Source organism: Micromonospora sp. NPDC048947 (assembly GCF_040649495.1).
In the GTDB taxonomy this organism is placed as follows: domain Bacteria; phylum Actinomycetota; class Actinomycetes; order Mycobacteriales; family Micromonosporaceae; genus Micromonospora; species Micromonospora alfalfae.
The window spans coordinates 252,602-270,010 of sequence record NZ_JBEZFO010000004.1; the positions used below are offsets into that span (position 1 = coordinate 252,602).

At 68.4% G+C, this 17,409-nt stretch carries 16 protein-coding genes; 11 read left to right on the forward strand and 5 right to left on the reverse strand.

The window, feature by feature from the left end:
- Positions 1-54 precede the first annotated feature (54 nt).
- Positions 55-1,017: an alpha/beta hydrolase gene (locus tag AB0B98_RS08465; protein WP_357361558.1), complete on the forward strand. Its 963-nt coding sequence runs from the start codon at positions 55-57 to the stop codon at positions 1,015-1,017.
- A gap of 82 nt (positions 1,018-1,099) precedes the next feature.
- Here AB0B98_RS08465 and AB0B98_RS08470 read toward each other — a convergent pair whose 3' ends face one another.
- The 3 genes from AB0B98_RS08470 to AB0B98_RS08480 form a co-directional block, all read right to left on the reverse strand.
- Positions 1,100-1,801, reverse strand: a complete 702-nt coding sequence (locus tag AB0B98_RS08470) for an alpha/beta hydrolase (RefSeq protein WP_357361559.1) — start codon at positions 1,799-1,801, stop codon at positions 1,100-1,102.
- A gap of 32 nt (positions 1,802-1,833) precedes the next feature.
- Positions 1,834-2,751 carry a carotenoid biosynthesis protein gene (locus AB0B98_RS08475; protein WP_357361560.1) on the reverse strand — a complete coding sequence of 306 codons (918 nt, stop codon included), beginning with the start codon at positions 2,749-2,751 and terminating at the stop codon, positions 1,834-1,836.
- Positions 2,752-2,909: 158 nt separating this feature from the next.
- Positions 2,910-3,086 (reverse strand): hypothetical protein, encoded by a 177-nt coding sequence (locus tag AB0B98_RS08480; RefSeq protein WP_357285567.1) that lies wholly within the window; start codon positions 3,084-3,086, stop codon positions 2,910-2,912.
- A gap of 345 nt (positions 3,087-3,431) precedes the next feature.
- On the opposite strand from AB0B98_RS08480, the gene AB0B98_RS08485 reads away from it, so the two are divergent.
- The 3 genes from AB0B98_RS08485 to AB0B98_RS08495 all read left to right on the forward strand — a co-directional run bounded on the left by AB0B98_RS08485 (position 3,432) and on the right by AB0B98_RS08495 (position 6,512).
- Positions 3,432-4,274 (forward strand): TIGR03621 family F420-dependent LLM class oxidoreductase, encoded by an 843-nt coding sequence (locus AB0B98_RS08485; RefSeq protein WP_357361561.1) that lies wholly within the window; start codon positions 3,432-3,434, stop codon positions 4,272-4,274.
- Positions 4,275-4,353: 79 nt separating this feature from the next.
- On the forward strand, positions 4,354-4,911 hold the full coding sequence (gene aroQ, locus AB0B98_RS08490; RefSeq protein ID WP_357285560.1) for a gamma subclass chorismate mutase AroQ: 558 nt from the start codon (positions 4,354-4,356) through the stop codon (positions 4,909-4,911).
- Between the two features lie 131 nt (positions 4,912-5,042).
- Complete coding sequence (locus tag AB0B98_RS08495; protein ID WP_357361562.1) at positions 5,043-6,512, forward strand: NAD(P)/FAD-dependent oxidoreductase; 1,470 nt, start codon at positions 5,043-5,045, stop codon at positions 6,510-6,512.
- Positions 6,513-6,530: 18 nt separating this feature from the next.
- Here AB0B98_RS08495 and AB0B98_RS08500 read toward each other — a convergent pair whose 3' ends face one another.
- Positions 6,531-9,266, reverse strand: coding sequence for a LuxR C-terminal-related transcriptional regulator (locus AB0B98_RS08500; RefSeq protein ID WP_357361563.1), 2,736 nt, complete (start codon positions 9,264-9,266; stop codon positions 6,531-6,533).
- Positions 9,267-9,394: 128 nt separating this feature from the next.
- Here AB0B98_RS08500 and AB0B98_RS08505 point away from each other — a divergent pair, with 128 nt between their 5' ends.
- From AB0B98_RS08505 to AB0B98_RS08535, 7 genes are all read left to right on the forward strand, one after another.
- Positions 9,395-10,300: an alpha/beta hydrolase gene (locus AB0B98_RS08505; protein ID WP_357361564.1), complete on the forward strand. Its 906-nt coding sequence runs from the start codon at positions 9,395-9,397 to the stop codon at positions 10,298-10,300.
- Positions 10,297-10,905: a sigma-70 family RNA polymerase sigma factor gene (locus AB0B98_RS08510; RefSeq protein WP_357361565.1), complete on the forward strand. Its 609-nt coding sequence runs from the start codon at positions 10,297-10,299 to the stop codon at positions 10,903-10,905. Before AB0B98_RS08505 ends, AB0B98_RS08510 begins: the two co-directional genes overlap by 4 nt.
- Positions 10,906-10,965: 60 nt before the next feature.
- Positions 10,966-11,679, forward strand: a complete 714-nt coding sequence (locus AB0B98_RS08515) for an SDR family oxidoreductase (protein ID WP_357361566.1) — start codon at positions 10,966-10,968, stop codon at positions 11,677-11,679.
- Between the two features lie 96 nt (positions 11,680-11,775).
- Positions 11,776-12,861: an LLM class flavin-dependent oxidoreductase gene (locus AB0B98_RS08520; protein WP_357361567.1), complete on the forward strand. Its 1,086-nt coding sequence runs from the start codon at positions 11,776-11,778 to the stop codon at positions 12,859-12,861.
- Positions 12,862-12,928: 67 nt separating this feature from the next.
- A complete protein-coding gene (locus AB0B98_RS08525; RefSeq protein ID WP_357361568.1) occupies positions 12,929-13,093 on the forward strand; it encodes a hypothetical protein in 165 nt (54 codons plus the stop codon).
- Entirely contained in the window at positions 13,090-13,653 is a 564-nt protein-coding gene (locus AB0B98_RS08530) for a hypothetical protein (RefSeq protein ID WP_357361569.1), read from the forward strand. Before AB0B98_RS08525 ends, AB0B98_RS08530 begins: the two co-directional genes overlap by 4 nt.
- 122 nt (positions 13,654-13,775) lie before the next feature.
- Positions 13,776-16,625 (forward strand): M48 family metalloprotease, encoded by a 2,850-nt coding sequence (locus tag AB0B98_RS08535; protein ID WP_357361570.1) that lies wholly within the window; start codon positions 13,776-13,778, stop codon positions 16,623-16,625.
- Positions 16,626-16,713: 88 nt separating this feature from the next.
- On the opposite strand, the gene AB0B98_RS08540 is transcribed toward AB0B98_RS08535, so the two are convergent.
- The gene (locus AB0B98_RS08540; RefSeq protein ID WP_357361571.1) at positions 16,714-17,256 is read right to left on the reverse strand and encodes an ATP-binding protein; all 543 of its coding nucleotides are present in this window, start codon (positions 17,254-17,256) and stop codon (positions 16,714-16,716) included.
- Positions 17,257-17,409: the final 153 nt, after the last annotated feature.

The window sequence follows — 17,409 nt, forward strand, 5'->3', positions numbered from 1 at the left end:
TCGGCAACAGTCTGCCGACTCGGGTCGCCGACCACGAAGCACAACTGGAGTTGCATGTCACAGCGTCGTCTCGTCGAGGCCAACGGAATCACTATCAGCATATTGGAGGAGGGGGACGGGCCCCTCGTCCTACTGCTGCACGGTTTTCCGGAGACGGCTCACTCATGGCGACACCAGATTCGCCCGTTGGTCGAAGCCGGCTACCGGGTGGTCGCTCCCGACCAACGTGGTTATGGCAGCAGCTCGCGTCCGACGGCGGTCGAGGCTTATTCCATCATGCATCTGGTTGGCGACATCACCGGCCTCATGCGAGAGCTGGAGGCCCCTGACGCCGTGCTGGTGGGCCACGACTGGGGTGCCACTGTCGCGTGGAATCTCGCCCTCATGCGTCCTGACCTGGTCCGGGGTGTGGTGGGGCTGAGTGTTCCCCCTTATCTACGGGGAGAGGGTGGACAGCTGGCCACGATGCGTGCGATGCACCACGGGCGGTTCTACGTGAACTACATCGAGGAGCCCGGCGTCGCTGACGAAGAGTTCGGCCGTGACCCGATGACGAGCCTGCGTCGCACCTTCTACGGCGTGAGCGGGGACAACCCGGCGAACCAGGTTCCCCGGGACATGCTGGTCCCCCTGGGCGGTGGGCTGCTGGAGGCGATCGACCCGGAGCACAGCACGGCGCTGCCGGGATGGCTGACCGAACAGGACTTGGAGATTTATGCCGCCCAGTTCGAGGACGGCTTTACCGGCGCATTCAACTGGTATCGCAACCTCGACCGCAACTGGGAGCTCACCGCTGCCTTTGACGGGGTTCGCTTGCCGATGCCCGCGCAGTTCATCTCGGGCGATCTGGATCCGGTATTGGCGTTCCGCGGGCTCCGCGATTACGTGCAGACCCTTCCCCGTCGGCACGACCGGTTCGCCGAGCCGATCTTCCTTCCGGGTTGCGGACACTGGATTCAGCAGGAACGCCCGCAAGAGGTGAACCGGCTGCTTCTCCAGTTCCTCTCGACCCTCTGACAACCTGGCAGAGAACGACCGGACCAGCAATGACATCCCCGACAGGGGCTGTCTCATCGCCCGGGTCAGTCGGTTCACATTCCTAGCTCCGGACGGCTTCGCCTGCGCGAGATGTCAGGATGTCCGCGACCCGGCCCGGCGTCGACAGCATCGGCGAGTGGCCCGTCGGGATCCGCACGACATCAGTCGCCTGCGCCGCGTACTGCTCCTGCAGAGAGACCGGGAACTGTTTGTCCTCTGTGCAGATCACGTAGGTCGAGGGGACCTTGCGCCAAGCCGCCCGTGTCGTCGGCTGCACACACGAGAGCAGGCTCTGGTCGACTAGCTGGTCGATGGCCGCCTTCGCGTCGACGTCCGAGAGGTCCGAGTAGAACGTCTCCCGCGGATTCCCGTACGCCTCGCGCGGCGCGAGGCCGCTCGGGTCATCAGGCACCGGGATGCCGAAGGCCGTCGCGGCGGAGACGCCTTCGGTCGGCATGAAGGCGGCGACGTAGATCAGGCGGACGAGGTTCGGGTGTTCATCGGCGAGTTGCGTGATGGTCAGGCCAGCGTGGGAGTGACCGACAACCACGACCGGGCCTCGGATCCGCCGCAGCCTCGCGGCCAGCGCCTCGGCATCGTCGTACAGGCCCGCGGTGGGCTGCTCGCCCGCGCTGGGCATGCTGATCGCCTCGGAGTGCCATCCGTCGGCGGCGAGCTTGTCTCGCACAGGCGACCAGGAGGACGCGGTGTGATAGCCGCCGTGGACGAGCAGGAACGAAGGGCGAACGGAAGAGCTGGACAAGGTGGTACTCCTCTTGTTGGACCCGGGACTGACTAGGAACGGTTCTTGTCGGCCAGCCGGAGAGCGGCCAGCAGGGCCAGGGAGCCCATCCCGTAGAGAGCGGAGAGGGCCGAGCTTTCGTAGACGTCGGTGGCGCGCCAGAGGTGTCCGGTGGCATCCAGGACGTGTGCCGGCACAGAAGCGTGGCCGCCGGTCAGCCAGGTGACGACGTAGTCCCCGGCCACCACGACGTAGGCGACGATCGGTAGCGCCAGGTAGCCACCGCGCCGCCGTTCGAGACTGTCGGCCTCGGGCCCCCAGCGACGCAGGTACAGCGCGAAGAGCTGGTAGAAGATGTATACGGTCAGGCTCCAGCCGAGGAAGTTCGTGAGCGGCACCCCGAAGTAGCCACCGCCGTGCTCCCACTCCCAACGCCCGCGCAGGGTCGACGACGACGGGTCCAGGGCCAGATCCCAGGCCACCATGGCGAAGGAGGCGACCAGGGGCGTGCCGATGACTGCGACGACAGGGCTGCCCCGGTGCACCGGACGGAACAGGATTGTCGCAATGGCCCAGGCCATGTAACCGACAGCGAAGTAGGCCGGCCCGATCAACACGGGTACCTCGAACAGCTTGGCACCCAGCTCGTCCGTGTAGTGATAGTGGCCGAACGGCACGCCAGTCAGCACACCGATGTCCTCGATGACGTTGCTGACCACTAGCGCCAGCAGGAGAAAGACCAGAGCCCCCCGCCATCGGTAGGCCACCGCCGCGTGCGACAGGGCGAACGTCAGCTCCATCAGCAGGCTCACCACGGTCACCACCGAGGCCGCCAGCGGCAAGGGAACCAGGTTCGCAATCGCGTCCACGCCGACGGCGAACCACATCACGAGAAGGACTGTCCGGGCGGTGGTGCGACGCGACGGTTCGCGCCGATCCCCGGCCTCGATGTCCTGGATTTGAGCACTCACAACCAGGAGATACGAGCCGCCACGGGTGAAGTTCTCCCGGTGTGAGAGATCACAGAGGCGGGTTCGCGTGGCGCGGTTCAGCTCGAACAGCGGGGTCGGTCACAGGATGATGACGCGCAGCCCGTCGCGTTCGGGCCTGCGCGTCATCTTCGTCGACATCAACTGTTGATCGAGCCGATGATGGCGGCGTTCGTCCCGCTTCTCTCCGCCCGGTCCGCAGCCTTGCGGGCCTCTTCCGGCGTGGCTCCTCCTGCTGTCGCACGCAGGTACGCCTCCTGGCGCCGCTGCTGGATCTGCCTGTCCCGTCGCTCCTTGAGCCTGCTCCAAATGGTCATGACAAGATCCTTTCCGGATCGGGGCGGCGGCAAACCGCGAGGTCGACGTCTGACTGCACCCTCCACCAGACCTGCGGGGCCTGACGAGGCAGGACGACCATGCGACCGAGGTTCGTCAGGGCGAGACGATCGCGTGCCTCGCCGACGAGTTTGACAGCGGCGGTCGCTGTCGTGTTCATGCCTGACATCACGGCTGACGCCGGGAGGAGTTCTCGTGACCTCGCTCTCCGGGGTGCGCCCGGGGGGAGGCGACCCGTGCCGAACCCCGGGTGTATACCGACGCGGATTCTGGCGGACGCCGCCAGCGTGACAGATCCGCACGGAGGATCCACGAGAGGCACGACCATGAGCGATCGCCGGTTCCGCTTCGGAGTCAACCTGTTGATGCCGAGTAGGTCGCGCGCCCAGTGGCACGACCGCGTTCGGGAGGTCGAGGATCTGGGGTACGACATCCTCCAGGTTCCCGACCATCTGGGTATGGTGGCGCCGTTCCCCGCCTTGATGGCCGCTGCTGACGTGAGCCGCCTGCGTCTCGGAACCTATGTCATCAATGCCGGGGTGGCGGAGCCGGCCTATCTGGCCCAGAACGTCGCCGACGTCCACCGCCTGACCGGGAGCCGTTTCGAGTTCGGCATCGGCGCGGGCTACGTCGAGGCGGAGTTCGCCGCGGTCGGCAAGCCCTTCGGTACGCCCGCTGCCCGGGTGGGTCGACTGGTCGAGGTGTTGGCCGACGTCCGCGAACGCTTGACGAAGGAACCCGATTCACCGGTTCCGCCGATCATGATCGCGGGAGGCGGCAGGCGCATGCTCGAACTGGCAGCCCGCGAGGCGAACATCATCAGTTTCTCCATCCTGGCGAACATCGGGCCGGGCGCGCCGGAGGATGCGTTCACCGGTCGCGTCGACTGGGTTCGTAGCGCAGCGGGGGAGCGCGTCCAGGACATCGAGTTGAACCTGTTCGTGGCCGGTGTGGGGACGACGGTCTCAGACGTGGATCTGACGCTGGGCACCACCATGTCCGGCCGGTCGCCCGACGAGGTCGCCAAGCTGCCGGCCTTTCTCGTTGGTTCGCCGGCCGCCATCGCCGAACGCCTGCTGCGGTATCGCGAGCAGTTTGGCGTCACCTACATCAGCGTGCTGGAACAGGACATGCGCACCTTCGCCAAGGTCATACCGCTGCTGCGCTGAGACGGCAGACGGCGTGCAACGTGGCGGTAGGCACAGGCCGGCGGCGGAACCGGGCGCCGAGGCCGACGTGAGAGCTGTCATGGAATGGTCAGACCTGAACAGCCAGGCTTCCGCCGATGACGTGGCTGAGCAGGAGTCGCTGCTCAGGGCACTCGCCGCGGAACGGCTCGCGCTCGGCGACGAAGTCGCCGCCGCCAAGTACGGCAGCACGACCCCGATCGACGACGAGGCTCGGGAGGAGCGGCTGCTCGCGGACGTCGTCGCGCGGTCCCGGGAGATCGGAATCGACCCGTCGCTCAGCTGTCGCTTCTTCCGGGCCCAGATCGAGGCCAACAAAGTGCTCCAGCGGCGCCTGCACGCCCTGTGGAGTGATCATCCGGAACTACGGCCACGGTACCGGCCGAATCTGGAGTCCGATGTGCGTCCACAACTCGACCGGATCACGCAGCGGATGCTTCTGCGGCTGAAGGCACTTGAGTGCGCCCGGAAGGCGGCGCACCGCGCCGACGGCACGCTGCACGAGTCACTGCGCGTCCTGCACGAGGAGGCGGTGCGCATCGCGCTCGGACGGATTCGGGAACCCTCCGCCACGCGCCTGACATCCGACCGCTCCGACCAGAACTGCCACGAGTCGTGATGCGTCCAGCCCCGGGTAGCTCGCCGGGATTCCCGGGGTCTGGTCCGGGGTCAATACGGACTCGCCCGGCACGGCTGACTGCGACAGTGATCGAAGCTGACCTGACTGTGCGATCCCGAAAGGCGAGAACAGTGGGAAACTCCGAATTCGAGGCTTCCTCGGACAGGACCTACGATGTGATCGTCATCGGCGGTGGTCCCGTCGGACAGAGCGTCGCCGCGCGCGCCACGGCAGCTGGCCTCACCGTGGCGATGGTCGAGAAGGAACTCGTCGGCGGTGAATGTTCCTACTGGGCGTGCATCCCGAGCAAGGCGATGCTTCGCCCGGTCATCGCTGTGGACGAGGCCCGCCGGCTTGACGGTGCACGGCAGGCCGTCACAGGACCCGTCGAAGCTGCCGGTGTCTTTCGCCGCCGCGACCTCTTCGTCACTGGTTGGGACGACTCTGGGCAGGCGCAGTGGGTCAAGGACATCGGCGCCGACCTGTTCCGTGGTCACGGCCGTGTCGACGGTCCGCGCCGGGTCGCCGTCGCAACCCCGGAAGACCAGATCGTCGGTCTGAAGGCCCGACACGCGGTGGTGGTCTGCACCGGCAGCCGCGCGGCGATCCCGGACATGCCGGGTATCGCAGAGGCGTGGGTCTGGACGAACCGGAACGGCACCGACACCTCGGCCGTACCCGGCCGCTTGGCGATCATCGGTGGCGGCGCGGTCGGTGTGGAGATGGCCACCGCGTGGCAGGGTCTCGGGTCCGCGGTGACGCTGTTGGCGCGGGAGTCGCGTCTCCTACCACGGCTCGAATCCTTCGCCGGCGAGATGGTCGGCTCGGCTCTGCAGAAGGCGGGCGTCGACGTCCGGCATGGGACGACAGTGACGTCGATGCGCCGGCCGTCACCCACCGATCCCGTGACGCTTGTCCTCGACGATGGGGCCGAGGTGGAAGCCGACGAGGTGCTCGTCGCCGTCGGTCGCGTCCCGCTCACGGGCGACATCGGTCTCGAGACGGTGGGGCTCAGGCCGGGGTCCTGGCTCGACGTGGACGACACCTGCCGGGTACACGGCGTCGAAGGCGGCTGGCTGTACGCGATCGGTGACGTCAACCACCGCGCGCTGTTGACCCACCAGGGTAAGTACCAGGCCCGCATCGTCGGCAACGCCATCGCGTCCGTTGCCGCAGGCAGGGCCCTGGACACCTCGACCTGGGGTCGGCACGCGGCGACGGCTGACGTGCACGCCCTGCCACAGGTCATCTTCACCGATCCCGAGGTTGCGGCGGTCGGGCTCGCCGCCGACCAGGCGCGCCGCGATGGGTATGACGTGCGGGTCGTCGACGTCGACATGGCGGCAGCCGTCGCTGGCGCTCGCCTGTTCGCCGACGACTACCAGGGCCGTGCCCGCATGGTCGTCGACAGCGCAACCGAGCACCTTCTCGGCGTGACCTTCGTGGGGCTCGGAGTCGCCGAGTTGCTTCATTCGGCCACCGTCGCCGTGGCCGGGCAGGTGCCCATCAGCCGGCTGTGGCACGCCGTGCCGTCATTTCCGACGGTCAGTGAGGTGTGGCTGCGGCTGCTGGAGGCGTATCGAGACGGGAACGACACCTGACCGTTCGTTGACGCCAGATCACGATCCCGCAGGAGTGCCGGCCTGCCCGCACAGATCCCGAAGTCGCTGTAGCTTCGCACGGGACCTGACGCCGAGCTTGGCGAAGGCCTTGTACAGGTGGTATTCGGCGGTACGAGGGCTGATGGCCAACTGTGCGGCGATCTCGGCGTTGCTCAACCCGGCCTGGGCCAGCGAGGCGACCTGGGTCTCCTGCGGGGTCAGCTGCCGACGGCCCCCGTCGGTCTGCTGACGCGTGTCCTCCCCGGTCGCGAGCAGTTCCCGGCGGGCGCGCTCGGTGAAGGCAACGGCGCCGACCTCGCCGAAATGCCTGCTCGCGGCGTGAAGCTGAGCCCGGGCTTCGACGCGGCGGTTACGCCGACGCAACCACTCGCCGTAGAGCAGCTCGGCCCGTGCCAGCCGATCGAGCAGGCCGGTACGGCCGAGCCGCTCGATGGCCTCCCGGTATGCCGCCTCCGCGTTCCGGTCCTTGGCGAGCAGCGCCTCGGCGGTTGCCTGGACGCCCAGCGCCCAGTCGCTCCCCGCCGGGGCGGTGCGCTGCACGAGCTGGGCCGCGGTCTCTGCGGCCAGACGCTGGTCGCCCGCGCGGACCGCCGCCTCGACCAGCTCGATCAGCGCCTCGCCGGTGACGCCGGGATGCTCCGACCGCACCGCAGTGTGCGCAGCCTCGACGGCCAGGCCGTACTGCCCTGCCGCGTTGTGCAGCGCTGCGGCCGTAACCACCTCGGCGATCCCGGTGTCGTGATGGCCAGCCCTCACGGGAAACGGCGAGGGCGGGTTGTCGAGCCGTGGGCCCCGTCCGGTCGCGGCGTAACGCTGAACCAAGTCCCGCCACGCCTGGCTGTCCCACACGTCCGCGGACAGCAGACCCGCGAGGCCGAGCCACCGTGCCACCCGAGGGTCGAGAGACGGCTCCCGGAATGCCGATATCGCTGCCCGCAGCGGGGCAACCGAGCGGGCGTAGCCGTCGAGTACCCGCGTGGCCAGCCCGAACAGAAGCTGATCAGCCGGTCGGCGACGGTGTTCGCACACGGCCGCGCGGGCCTCGGTCGCCATGACGGACAGCAGCGCGCGATCCGCGGGCCCGGCGGCGAACATCCCCGTGAGGATGGCATCGAGGTATGCCTCCCGTGCGTCGGCCGGGTCGAGTGGCAACAGTCGCCGGGCGGCCTCCAGCAGTTGGCGCGCGGGGTCCTCACCGCAGCGCACGACGGACTGGATCCGGGCCGCGTGCCAGTTCCGCCGAGCGGCGCGGACGGCGTCCTGCGACTCCGGCGTCACAATGGCCAGGAGCCGCTGGGCGCCGGCAAGGTCGCCGTGGTCGTACATCGCCGCCGACGCCCCGAGCGCGCGGTCGGCGCGTCCGGCCGGGTCGCTGGTGAGCAGGGCGGCTCTCTCCAGGAATGCGGCGCGGGCCGCAGTGCCCCCGCGGAGCTGCGCCAGGTCGGCGTGGGTCTCGAGGTCGTCAGCGAGAGCGTCGTCGTGGGCGGCGGCCGCCAGGCCGAGATGCCACAGCCGCCGCGTCGGATCGCCGACCGTGTTCTCGGCGAGCTTGCGATGGATCAATCGCCGTTCGGCCGGCGCGGCCGAGTGGTAGCTGACCGATCTCAGCTCGGGGCAGGCGAAGGTGACGTGATCGCCAACCTCGACCAGATGGGCCGCGATGAGGGTTTCCGAGCTGACGCCCAACTCGGCCGTCATACGCTCGAAGAGCAGGACGTCACCGGTCGGGTCGGCGGCCGCGGCGAGCAGAAGCCGCCGGGACGCCGCCGTGAGGCGACCGAAACCGCCCGGACAGTCACCTTCGTGCGAGCACGAACGGATGCGACGTGGGCTGGGAATCGCGAATCCACCGGCCAGCTCCGCCGCCGGGTGGCCCCGGAGCGACTCCACCAGCATGCACAGGTTTCCGCCGGATTCTGCCAGCATGCGTTCGGCCACGGCGTCGTCGACGAGACCCGGCCAGACGGCCCTGAGCTGACCGCGATCGATTGGCTGCGAGCGCATCGCCGGGACCTGCCCGAACCGGTCAAGCCGCGGCGTGTGCGTGCCGGCGATCACGATCATCAGGGGTCGCTGGGTTGCGCGGGCGGCCACAAAGGCCAGAACCTCGGCGGTTGGCTCGTCCAGCCACTGGGCGTCGTCGACGGCGGCGCAGACGGGTTGCACCTGGGCGATGCCGCTGAGCAACTCGAGCACAGCGGGAGCGACAGCGCCAACGGAGGGCCTGGGCTCGTCGAGCAGACCGAATGCGGCCCTCAGTGTCGCGAGGTGGGCGGCCGGAAGTAACGCACCGCCCTCGATCAGCTCACCACAGAGCAGATGCAACGCCGCGAAGGGGATCTCCTGCTCGGCAGCGACCGCCCGTACCCGAAGCACCCGGAAGTTGCCGGCCTTGCCGATCACAGGATCCAGGGCCGATGAGCTCCCGATGCCGCTGTTGCCGACGATGCGTATCCCACCGCCGGAACCGGCGGTCGCACCCCGCTTCAGCTCTTCGAGCCGGTCCTCGTCAGGACCGTACAGCCGCAGCCGAAGGGCTGCCGGCAGGCCTGCGGTGTCTGGGCCAACGTCCATCGGACAATCCTGCGCGTCGCCGGCCGGATCGAGCCCCGGGTCCGCCACCGGTTGCACCCCCGGACCTGGCAACCCTTCCCCGGGTAGAACGCGTAAACAGGACGGGACTGCTGAAAAGGAACGCGAATCCTCGTCGCTGGTTGACGTACCGCCCGGCACCCCCGGGTCCAGGCCGGGGGTTCACCGGTGGTGATTCGGAGGCGAAGCCCCTTCTCGCCGAGCCAGGCTCGCAACCGTACAGGTCGAAAACCGTCTTGACGGTCCACCGCAGCGGAGAAGGGGGAGTCGTGCCGAACGTTCACCACCGGTATGCCTCAGTGGCAGGGCATCAACTGTTCTACCGGGAGGCCGGCCCGGCCGATGCGCCGACAGTGGTCCTCCTGCACGGGTTCCCGACGTCGTCGTTCATGTTCCGCAACCTGATCCCGGCGCTGGCCGATCGCTATCACGTCATCGCGCCTGACCACCTCGGATTCGGGCTGTCGGACGCTCCCGCGGCCGACGAGTTCGGCTACACGTTCGACGCGTTGACCGACCTCACCGCCAACCTGCTGAAGCAGCTCGGCATCACGCGGTACGCCATCTACGTGCAGGACTATGGAGCACCCGTCGGATTCCGGCTGGCCCTGCGCGATCCCGAGGCGATCACGGCGATCATCACGCAGAACGGCAACGGGTACGAGGAGGGTTTCGTCGAGAGCTTCTGGCAGACGGTATGGAACTACCAGAAGGAGCAGACCCCGGAGACCGAGTCCGCTGTCCGTGCGGCGCTCACCCTGGACGTGACCCGCTGGCAGTACCTCACCGGCACGCCCGACGAGACCCTGATCAGCCCGGACACCTGGCACCACGACTACGCCCTGCTCAGCCGGCCGGGCAACGACGATGTCCAGCTTTCCCTGTTCCGCGACTACGCCACCAACCCGCCGCTCTACCCTCGTCTGCACGAGTACCTGCGCAACAGCGGCGTACCGGTGCTGGCGGTGTGGGGCCGCGGTGACGAGATCTTCGGACCGGACGGGGCGCGAGCCTTCGCCACCGACGCCAGCGATGCCGAGATCCACCTGCTCGACGGCGGCCACTTCCTGCTCGAGAGCGCCGGCGACGCGGTCGCCACGATCATCCGCGACTTCCTCGGCCGCCGGCTGTCCATGGCCACGCCCGAAAGCGGGAAGGCTGCTCCGAGTAAATGATGGCCATTCCTGCTCCGCGCCTCGACGGCCCCGACGAAAGCCAGCACATCACCGGCGAGTCAGGGCAACTCCTACGACACGACAACCGGCAGTCTCTCCGGCGGCGTGACGTGGAAAAGTTGCGGCAGATCTTCGAGGAACGTTCCGGCGTCCTGCTCCGGTATCTCAAGCGAATCAACACCTACCGGCCGCAGATCGTCGAAGACCTCCTGCAGGAGACGATGTTGAGGGTCTGGCGGCACATCGGCGACGTCCCGGTCGACGAGGACCACCTCCAGCCATGGCTCTTCACGATCGCTCGTAACGTGTCGGCGGACGAGGCGCGCAAGCGCGTACGGCGGCCCCAGGAGTTCCAGGGCGATCGTGAACTGCAGAACTATTCCTCGCCGGCCGACCCGATGGACTTCGTCGTGGCCCGGGAGTCCATGCTCGACGCGTTCCGCAAGCTGAGCCCCGAGCGCCGCAGAGCGTTCGAGGAAATCTACCTGCACAGCCGCAGCGCCGGAGATGCCGCCGACCGCCTTCGCGTGCCGATCGGAACGGCCAAGTCGCGAGCCTTCCACGCGATGGAATCACTGAGATCAGCAGTTCTCTCCGCCCGATGATTCGGCACGCCGAGCCCAAGGGCCGGTGGACCTGCGGAGGCGAAAGTGAGGAATTGAGTTGTGCACACTGAACTGGAAAACCGAACGGTACTGGTGATCGGCCGGAGCGGCGGCATTGCCGGCGCAATCGTCACCGCCGTACGCGCCTGCGGCGCCGCCGTGGTCGTCGCCTCCCGCAACCGCGATGCCCTGGCGGACGCGTACGGCGAGGAGTTGACCATCGAATCCGTTGACGTCACGGATGAGGCGAGCGTCGCGGCGCTCGCTGAACGGTTGGGTCGCGTCGACCACGTCGTGTCGACGGCGTCGGCCCGTGCTCGCGGGCGTCTGAGCGACCTGCAGCCAGCCGCCGTGCTGCAGTCCCTGTCGACCAAGGTGCTCGGCCCGATCCTGCTGGCCAAACACCTCGCGCCCCGCATGCCGCAGGACGGCAGCTTCGTCTTCTTCTCGGGCGCGACCGCCCGCAAACCGGCGCCGGGCATGCTGGCGGTCGCGGCCACCAACGGCGGCGTCGACGCGGTCACCCGGGCCTTGGCCGTGGAACTCGCGCCGCTGCGCGTGAACTCAGTCTCGCCGGGAACCATCGACAGCGGCGCGTACGACGCGCTCGGCGAGCAGCAGAAAGCCGAATTGTTCGCGAGTCGGGCGGCCCGCAACCCGGCTGGTCGGGTGGGCAACCCGGACGACGTCGTCCGCGCCGTCCTTTATGCCCTCACGAGCACCTTCACGACCGGCACCACGTTGGCCGTCGATGGTGGCGAGACGTTGGTCTGACGATGGGGCCTCTCCGTGCCTTCGGCCGGGACAGGCCGTGGCCCAGTTCACGAGTAGACCCACAGTTCGCTTCGGTTTCCGGTTAGGGGAGTGGCAATGGAACAACGACGCGGCACCGATCTGCCGATAGGCGCGGCCCCGGACGGACGGCACGGAACGAGTCCGGCGCCCCTGTCGATCCTCGATCTGGTCATCACTGGCGACGGGAGCAGGCCCGCCGACGCGCTCCAACAGACCACGACCCTGGCGCAGGCCGCCGAGCGTTGGGGATACCGACGCTTCTGGGTCGCCGAGCACCACAGCTTCCCCGCCTCAAGCAGCCCGGCCCCTGCCGTTCTCCTTGCCCACCTCGGTGCCGCGACCCGCTTCATCCGGCTCGGGTCGGGAGGAGTCATGCTCACCAACCACGCACCACTGATCGTGGCCGAGCAGTTCGGTGTCCTGAACGCCTTCCACCCCGGCCGTATCGACCTGGGCGTCGGCCGAAGTCCCGGTGGCCTGCCGTCGGTCATGCAGGCGCTGCGTCGCAGCGGCGAGGGCGCGGGTGGCAGCGATTTCTGCCATGACGTTGAGGAACTTCTGGGCTTTCTCCGGAACGACTTCCCGGAGAACCACCCCTACCGGCGTGACAACGTGCACGTGGTGCCGGCGGCGCCCAACCTTCCCGTCTGGGCACTTGGCTCGGGGACCACCGGCGCAGAGGTGGCCGCACGCCTCGGCCTGCCGTTCGCGGCTGCCTTCCACATCAATCCCGTGCAATCCCTGCGGGCCATCGACGAGTACCGGAGAGCATTCCGTCCGTCCGCTGCCCTGGCCGCACCACACGTGATGGTCTCCGTGAACGTCACCTGCGCCCCGACCGCGCCCGAGGCCGAACGGTTGGCTCGACCGGGTGCGCTGATGATGCTGTATGCGCGGCAGGGAAAACAGGCTGCCCTTCCCAGCCAGGACGAGGCGGAGAGCCGCCCTTACACGCCGGAGGAGAAGGAGCTCGTCGAAAGCTGGGTGGGCAACGTCATCCACGGGGCGCCCGACACGGTGCGCGAAGGTCTGACAGAGCTGCAGCAGCGCACCCAGGCCGACGAACTGATGCTCACTTCAATGATCTACGACAGTGTGGACCGCCTTCGCTCCTTTGCCCTCGTGGCCGAAGAGTTCGGGCTCACCACAGGCTCTTCCTGACCCGTGACATCGCTGAATGATCACCGGCTGCGGTGCAGCCACGTCAATAAGACGACAGTGACTTTGAGTGACGATCGCGCGTCTCACCGTGCATCATCGTGGCGTGATGCAGCAGGACAGGCAGGTTCTGGTTATCCGGCGGGCGATCGATCGGCCGGCGATCCGAGTACGTTACGTGTTCACCACAGGAGCCGGTGTCCAATTCGACGGCATCGCCGGTGATGCCGCGTGAGGGCCACCCCAGCCGTCGACGAACAGATGGTGGCCGAGCTGGCTCGGATCATGCTGCAACGCGCCGCATCGGTGCGACCTGCTCAGGTCGCCGCGGAGCGGCGGGTCTTCGACCTGCTGCGTGACGCGTACATCGCTGATCCGAAGCGCGCTCTTGCTGGTGGTGACCCGCGCAGCGGGCAACTCAAGTTGGGCCTGCCGGAAGTCGAGTGCCTCCTCACCCCGGTGCTGCTGGACGCGTCGGCGCAGGTGCTGTCGTACGTCGTCAGCCTGGGTGTGGTGACTGCGGCCGTGTCGTCGACAAGGAGCGTCCGCCGGTTGCTGGGCCTGACACCGGTGACACACCAGGATGCCGACGCAGCCGATCACGGCGAGCCGCTGGCGGATGGGCCAGGAGTCGGCATGCCGGTGCTGACCTCGCAACAGTGGGCCGAGGTACGGGCACTCGTCGCCCGGTCCCTGATCCAGCACGGCCGGATGCCGACCCAGGAGGCCGACCTGCTGGCCGCCGCGATCGTGGGCGACTGGATCAGCCAGCCACGAACGGAACCACCGCAGTGACGGCGCGGGACGAGGGGGCCGAGCCGTTCCGACCCGTACCCGACCAACATGCTCTGCCACCCCCGGCGCACTCGTTGAGAGCGGCGCTGCGGGCCAGTACCGATATCCGTTTCGTGATGCTGGTGGCCGCCGTCCTGGCATCCAGCGTCGTCGCGTTCGGCTCGGTGTATATCGCATCGCCCGGGGCCGGGCCGGTCAACACCGCGCTGGACCAGTGCCTGGTCGACGTTCAGGAGACGATCGCCTACACGCCACCGGAGGACGCGGCCGTCCACGGGGCCGCCCTGGTGCGGCTCTGCATGCGTCCGTTCCTTCGGGAGCAGGCACTGTGGGTCGGGACGGGAATCCTGGGAGAGCTGCTTGTCGCCGTACTGCTGTATCTGCTCCATCCGTGGTGGCTGTACCGGCGTCGGCGGATGCGGCCGATAGCAAGCGGTGCGGACGTCGAACTTCTGGATGAACTCGCGGATCTGTCCCAGCAGGCGGGGTTGCGCCGGCCACCGACGTGGCTCGTCGCGCCCTACTCGACCACCCACGGCGGCCAGGCGTTCGGGCTGCCGGGTAGGCGGCGGATCTGCCTCGACGTCGGTCTGCTGGTGCGCTACGACCTCGACCGGGCCGGCTTCCGTGCCGTGCTGCGGCACGAGTTGGCGCATCTGCACAACGGTGACGTCGACCGCACCTACCTCAGCATCGCGACCTGGTGGGCGTTCGTCGCCGTCGCCGTCGTCCCGTTCATAGCCGTATCACTGAAGCCCGATCTCTTTCGGGCCCGCGAGGCCTCGGACACCGCGCACCCGGTAGCCGACGTGCTGTTCCCGTTTGTCGCGCTCGGGGTGCTGACCGCGGTGGTGTATCTCGCCCGCAACGCGATCCTCCGGGCCCGCGAGCTGCACGCGGATATCACCGCCGCTGGCTGGGACACGCCGGGCGGCGCACTCGGCAGGGTGGTGAACGCATTGCCCTGGCCGCCCGTACGGACCCGACGGATCGGCCTGGGCGGCAGGTGGACGGAGCTTCTGGCCCGGCTCGGTAGCCATCCGTCGCCGACACGTCGGGCGCTGGCCGTTGCCGATCCAGGCGTGACGTTGCAGCCCGGTCTCGCCGAGACCGCCGGCTACGGCATCGTCCTCGGATTGGTGCTCTACAACGTCAGCCTCACCGTGGGCGGCCTGCTGGAGGAGTATCTCGTCGTCGGTCTGGCACTGATGTCACTCGGTGTCGGAGCGCTCCTGCTCCGCCTGCTCGCCCGCGCGGTGTTCCGAACCGGCACCGCCGACGTAGCCGGGGCACGACGCCGGCAGTTGCTGCTACCCGTCGTCGCGGCGCTGGGATTCGCGCTCAGCGGTCCGTTGTCTCTGACGTACGCGGAGAACTTTGACCTGGGCGGAGCCGGACTCCTGCGCGTGACCGAGTTGCCCGTGGCGGCGGCGATCCTCGTCGCGGGTCTTTTCCTCTTCACCGTATGGGTGCGATCCGTGGACACCGTGCTCGTCGAGTCCACCGGCCGGTCCGACAGGCGGCGGCGCCTCTGCGCCGCGACCGCGATCACGGTCGGGGCCCCGTTGTTCGCGATCTGGTACGCCACCGCCTTCGGCGGCAGCATCCTGCAGGGCGTCCAGTGGCACTCCACCCAGTCGGGGTGGGGGATCGGCTGGTACGTCCAGCTGGCCGGCTGGACCAGCCTCGTCCACAGCTACTATCCGCGAGTCCTCGTCCAGTTCACTCCGCTCGCCACCGCCGGGCTCGTGCTGCTGTGGGCGGTGCCGGCGCTGCTGTTGGGCTGGTTCCGGCGCACTGGGCACCGCCCATCCGGGGTACGACGGGCGTTCCGCATCGGTGCCGTGGCCGGGCTCGGCGTGATCGCCGTCGGGCTGGCCCTGCCGTTCGCAGCCCGCGAGGCGCTGCCCGCCGACGTCCGTCACCTTCCGGCGGACTTCAACGTGCAGGATCTCACCGGCGGAGAGCCACTCTACTTCCACCTGGTGTACGGCAATACCTACGTGGCCATCGCTGCCCTGCTGCAGGCGGCGGGTGCCGCTGTCGTCGCGGCCCGCTCGACGCGGCTGCGACCGGTACTGGTACCGCTTGCGGTGTCCACCACCGTGGCGGTGGCCACGCTCGGCTTCTATCTGAGCCGGGGCATCTCAGACTGCCTGCGACTCACCGGTCCAGGGGGACCCGCCTGTGAGCTGCCGAGCTTCCTGCCCGACAGCTTCATCACCTTCCAGTTGGCGCTGATCGCGGCATCTGGGGCACTGATTGCGGTGCCGGTCGCGCTGCTCGCGGCGGTGGCCGGAGGACTCTGGCGCCGCCGCACCCATATCTCCCGAACCCACGCGGGGGTCATCCCGACCCCCGTATCTACCGGCAGAGCGGACGCCACGCGGGGATCAGCCCGCGCAGTCCTGGCTGTCGGGCTCGCCGGACTGGCGCTGTTGGTACTGGCCGGTGCGGCGGTGGAGGTGCCGGGGAACTACGCGTTCTGGAAACCGGATCCCGTGCCCATCGGCACACGTCCCGTGCCACCGCCCGAGAGGGTCGAATCGGTGGGGGATCCCTGCCTCGTGGGCACCTGGCGCGAGGTGTCACGGGAGTTCGACCTGGAACTGGCCGGCCGGACTCACCGGATCATCACCACCGGCACCACCCAGACCTTCCGGCCCGACGGCGTCGTCGTCCTGGACTACGGCAACGAAACCCGCTTCACGACCACAATCGAGCGCCAGCGCATCGACATCATCTGGTCCGGACAAGCCGACGCCCGCTACCAGGTGCAAGACGGCGTGATCCGCTACGACGCCGAACGTTCCCAGGAGTCGTCGGCCGCCGTGCTCATCGACGGCAAAGTGCGGGCGAGGCTCGGCAGCGTCTCCTGGACTCCCGACCGATACAACTGCACCACCGACACCCTGATCGAGACCCCCACAGACGCGGGAGCCTGGTACCGGATCGAACTACGCCGAAGCTGACCCCGCTGATCCGTCGGTCGATGTCTACGGGACCTGCCGGGCGACAACGACAACACGACCTCGTCGACCTCCGACACGGGGAGCGGCGTCAGGAGACCGACGGTGGCCAGCGGTGTGTGCGCCACTCGTTCCAGGTCGCGAAACCAGCCGGTGGATCATCGATGGGTTCGGTGCCGTCGAGTTCGCCTGGGGTCGGGACGCTGATGGTGGCAGCCCAGTCGGCGAGTTCCTCGTCGGACATCGGCCACGTCGTGTGCGGCGCTTCGGCTTGGCGCCGATCGAGTCGCCGGCGCTGTTCGGCCGGGGTGAGCTCGAAGTAGCGCATCTCCACCAGCGCGCCGAGGTCTGCCGCTGCCTGTCGCAGAGCGGAGCGCTCGTCTCGACTCCAGAGGCCGTAGTCGATCACAACATTGTTGCCGAGTTCCAGGGCGCGCAGCCCGATCTCGATGAGCCGCCCTTCGATGACGTCCTGAGCCGATGGCGGATTCTCGTGCCCGTAGAGGGCCTTCACCCATTCGTCCTTCGTCAGACGAAGCGCTCTCCACTCGATTTCGATACGCCGAGCAGCAGTGGTCTTCCCGGTGCACGGGAGGCCGACCGTCAGGAACAGTGTTGGTCGCGTCATCAACATCCGCTTCCGATGGAACGCCCATCATGTGCCGGCCTTCGCGGCCAATCGGGCCCACGCTCCGGCTTCCTGCGGCGCTGTTGGGCACCCGGCCACCCGCACGCCGTCCTGGCGCTGGCCGAGGCCGCCCACCTGGCCGTGCCACATCGTCGTGTT

Excerpts from the sequence above, each read along its gene's own strand:
- AB0B98_RS08465 (WP_357361558.1), top strand. The coding sequence starts at position 55 with ATGTCACAGCGTCGTCTCGTCGAGGCCAACGGAATCACTATCAGCATA.
- AB0B98_RS08480 (WP_357285567.1), bottom strand. The coding sequence starts at position 3,086 with ATGACCATTTGGAGCAGGCTCAAGGAGCGACGGGACAGGCAGATCCAG.
- AB0B98_RS08485 (WP_357361561.1), top strand. The coding sequence starts at position 3,432 with ATGAGCGATCGCCGGTTCCGCTTCGGAGTCAACCTGTTGATGCCGAGT.
- aroQ (WP_357285560.1), top strand. The coding sequence starts at position 4,354 with ATGGAATGGTCAGACCTGAACAGCCAGGCTTCCGCCGATGACGTGGCT.
- AB0B98_RS08510 (WP_357361565.1), top strand. The coding sequence starts at position 10,297 with ATGATGGCCATTCCTGCTCCGCGCCTCGACGGCCCCGACGAAAGCCAG.
- AB0B98_RS08520 (WP_357361567.1), top strand. The coding sequence starts at position 11,776 with ATGGAACAACGACGCGGCACCGATCTGCCGATAGGCGCGGCCCCGGAC.
- AB0B98_RS08540 (WP_357361571.1), bottom strand. The coding sequence starts at position 17,256 with ATGTTGATGACGCGACCAACACTGTTCCTGACGGTCGGCCTCCCGTGC.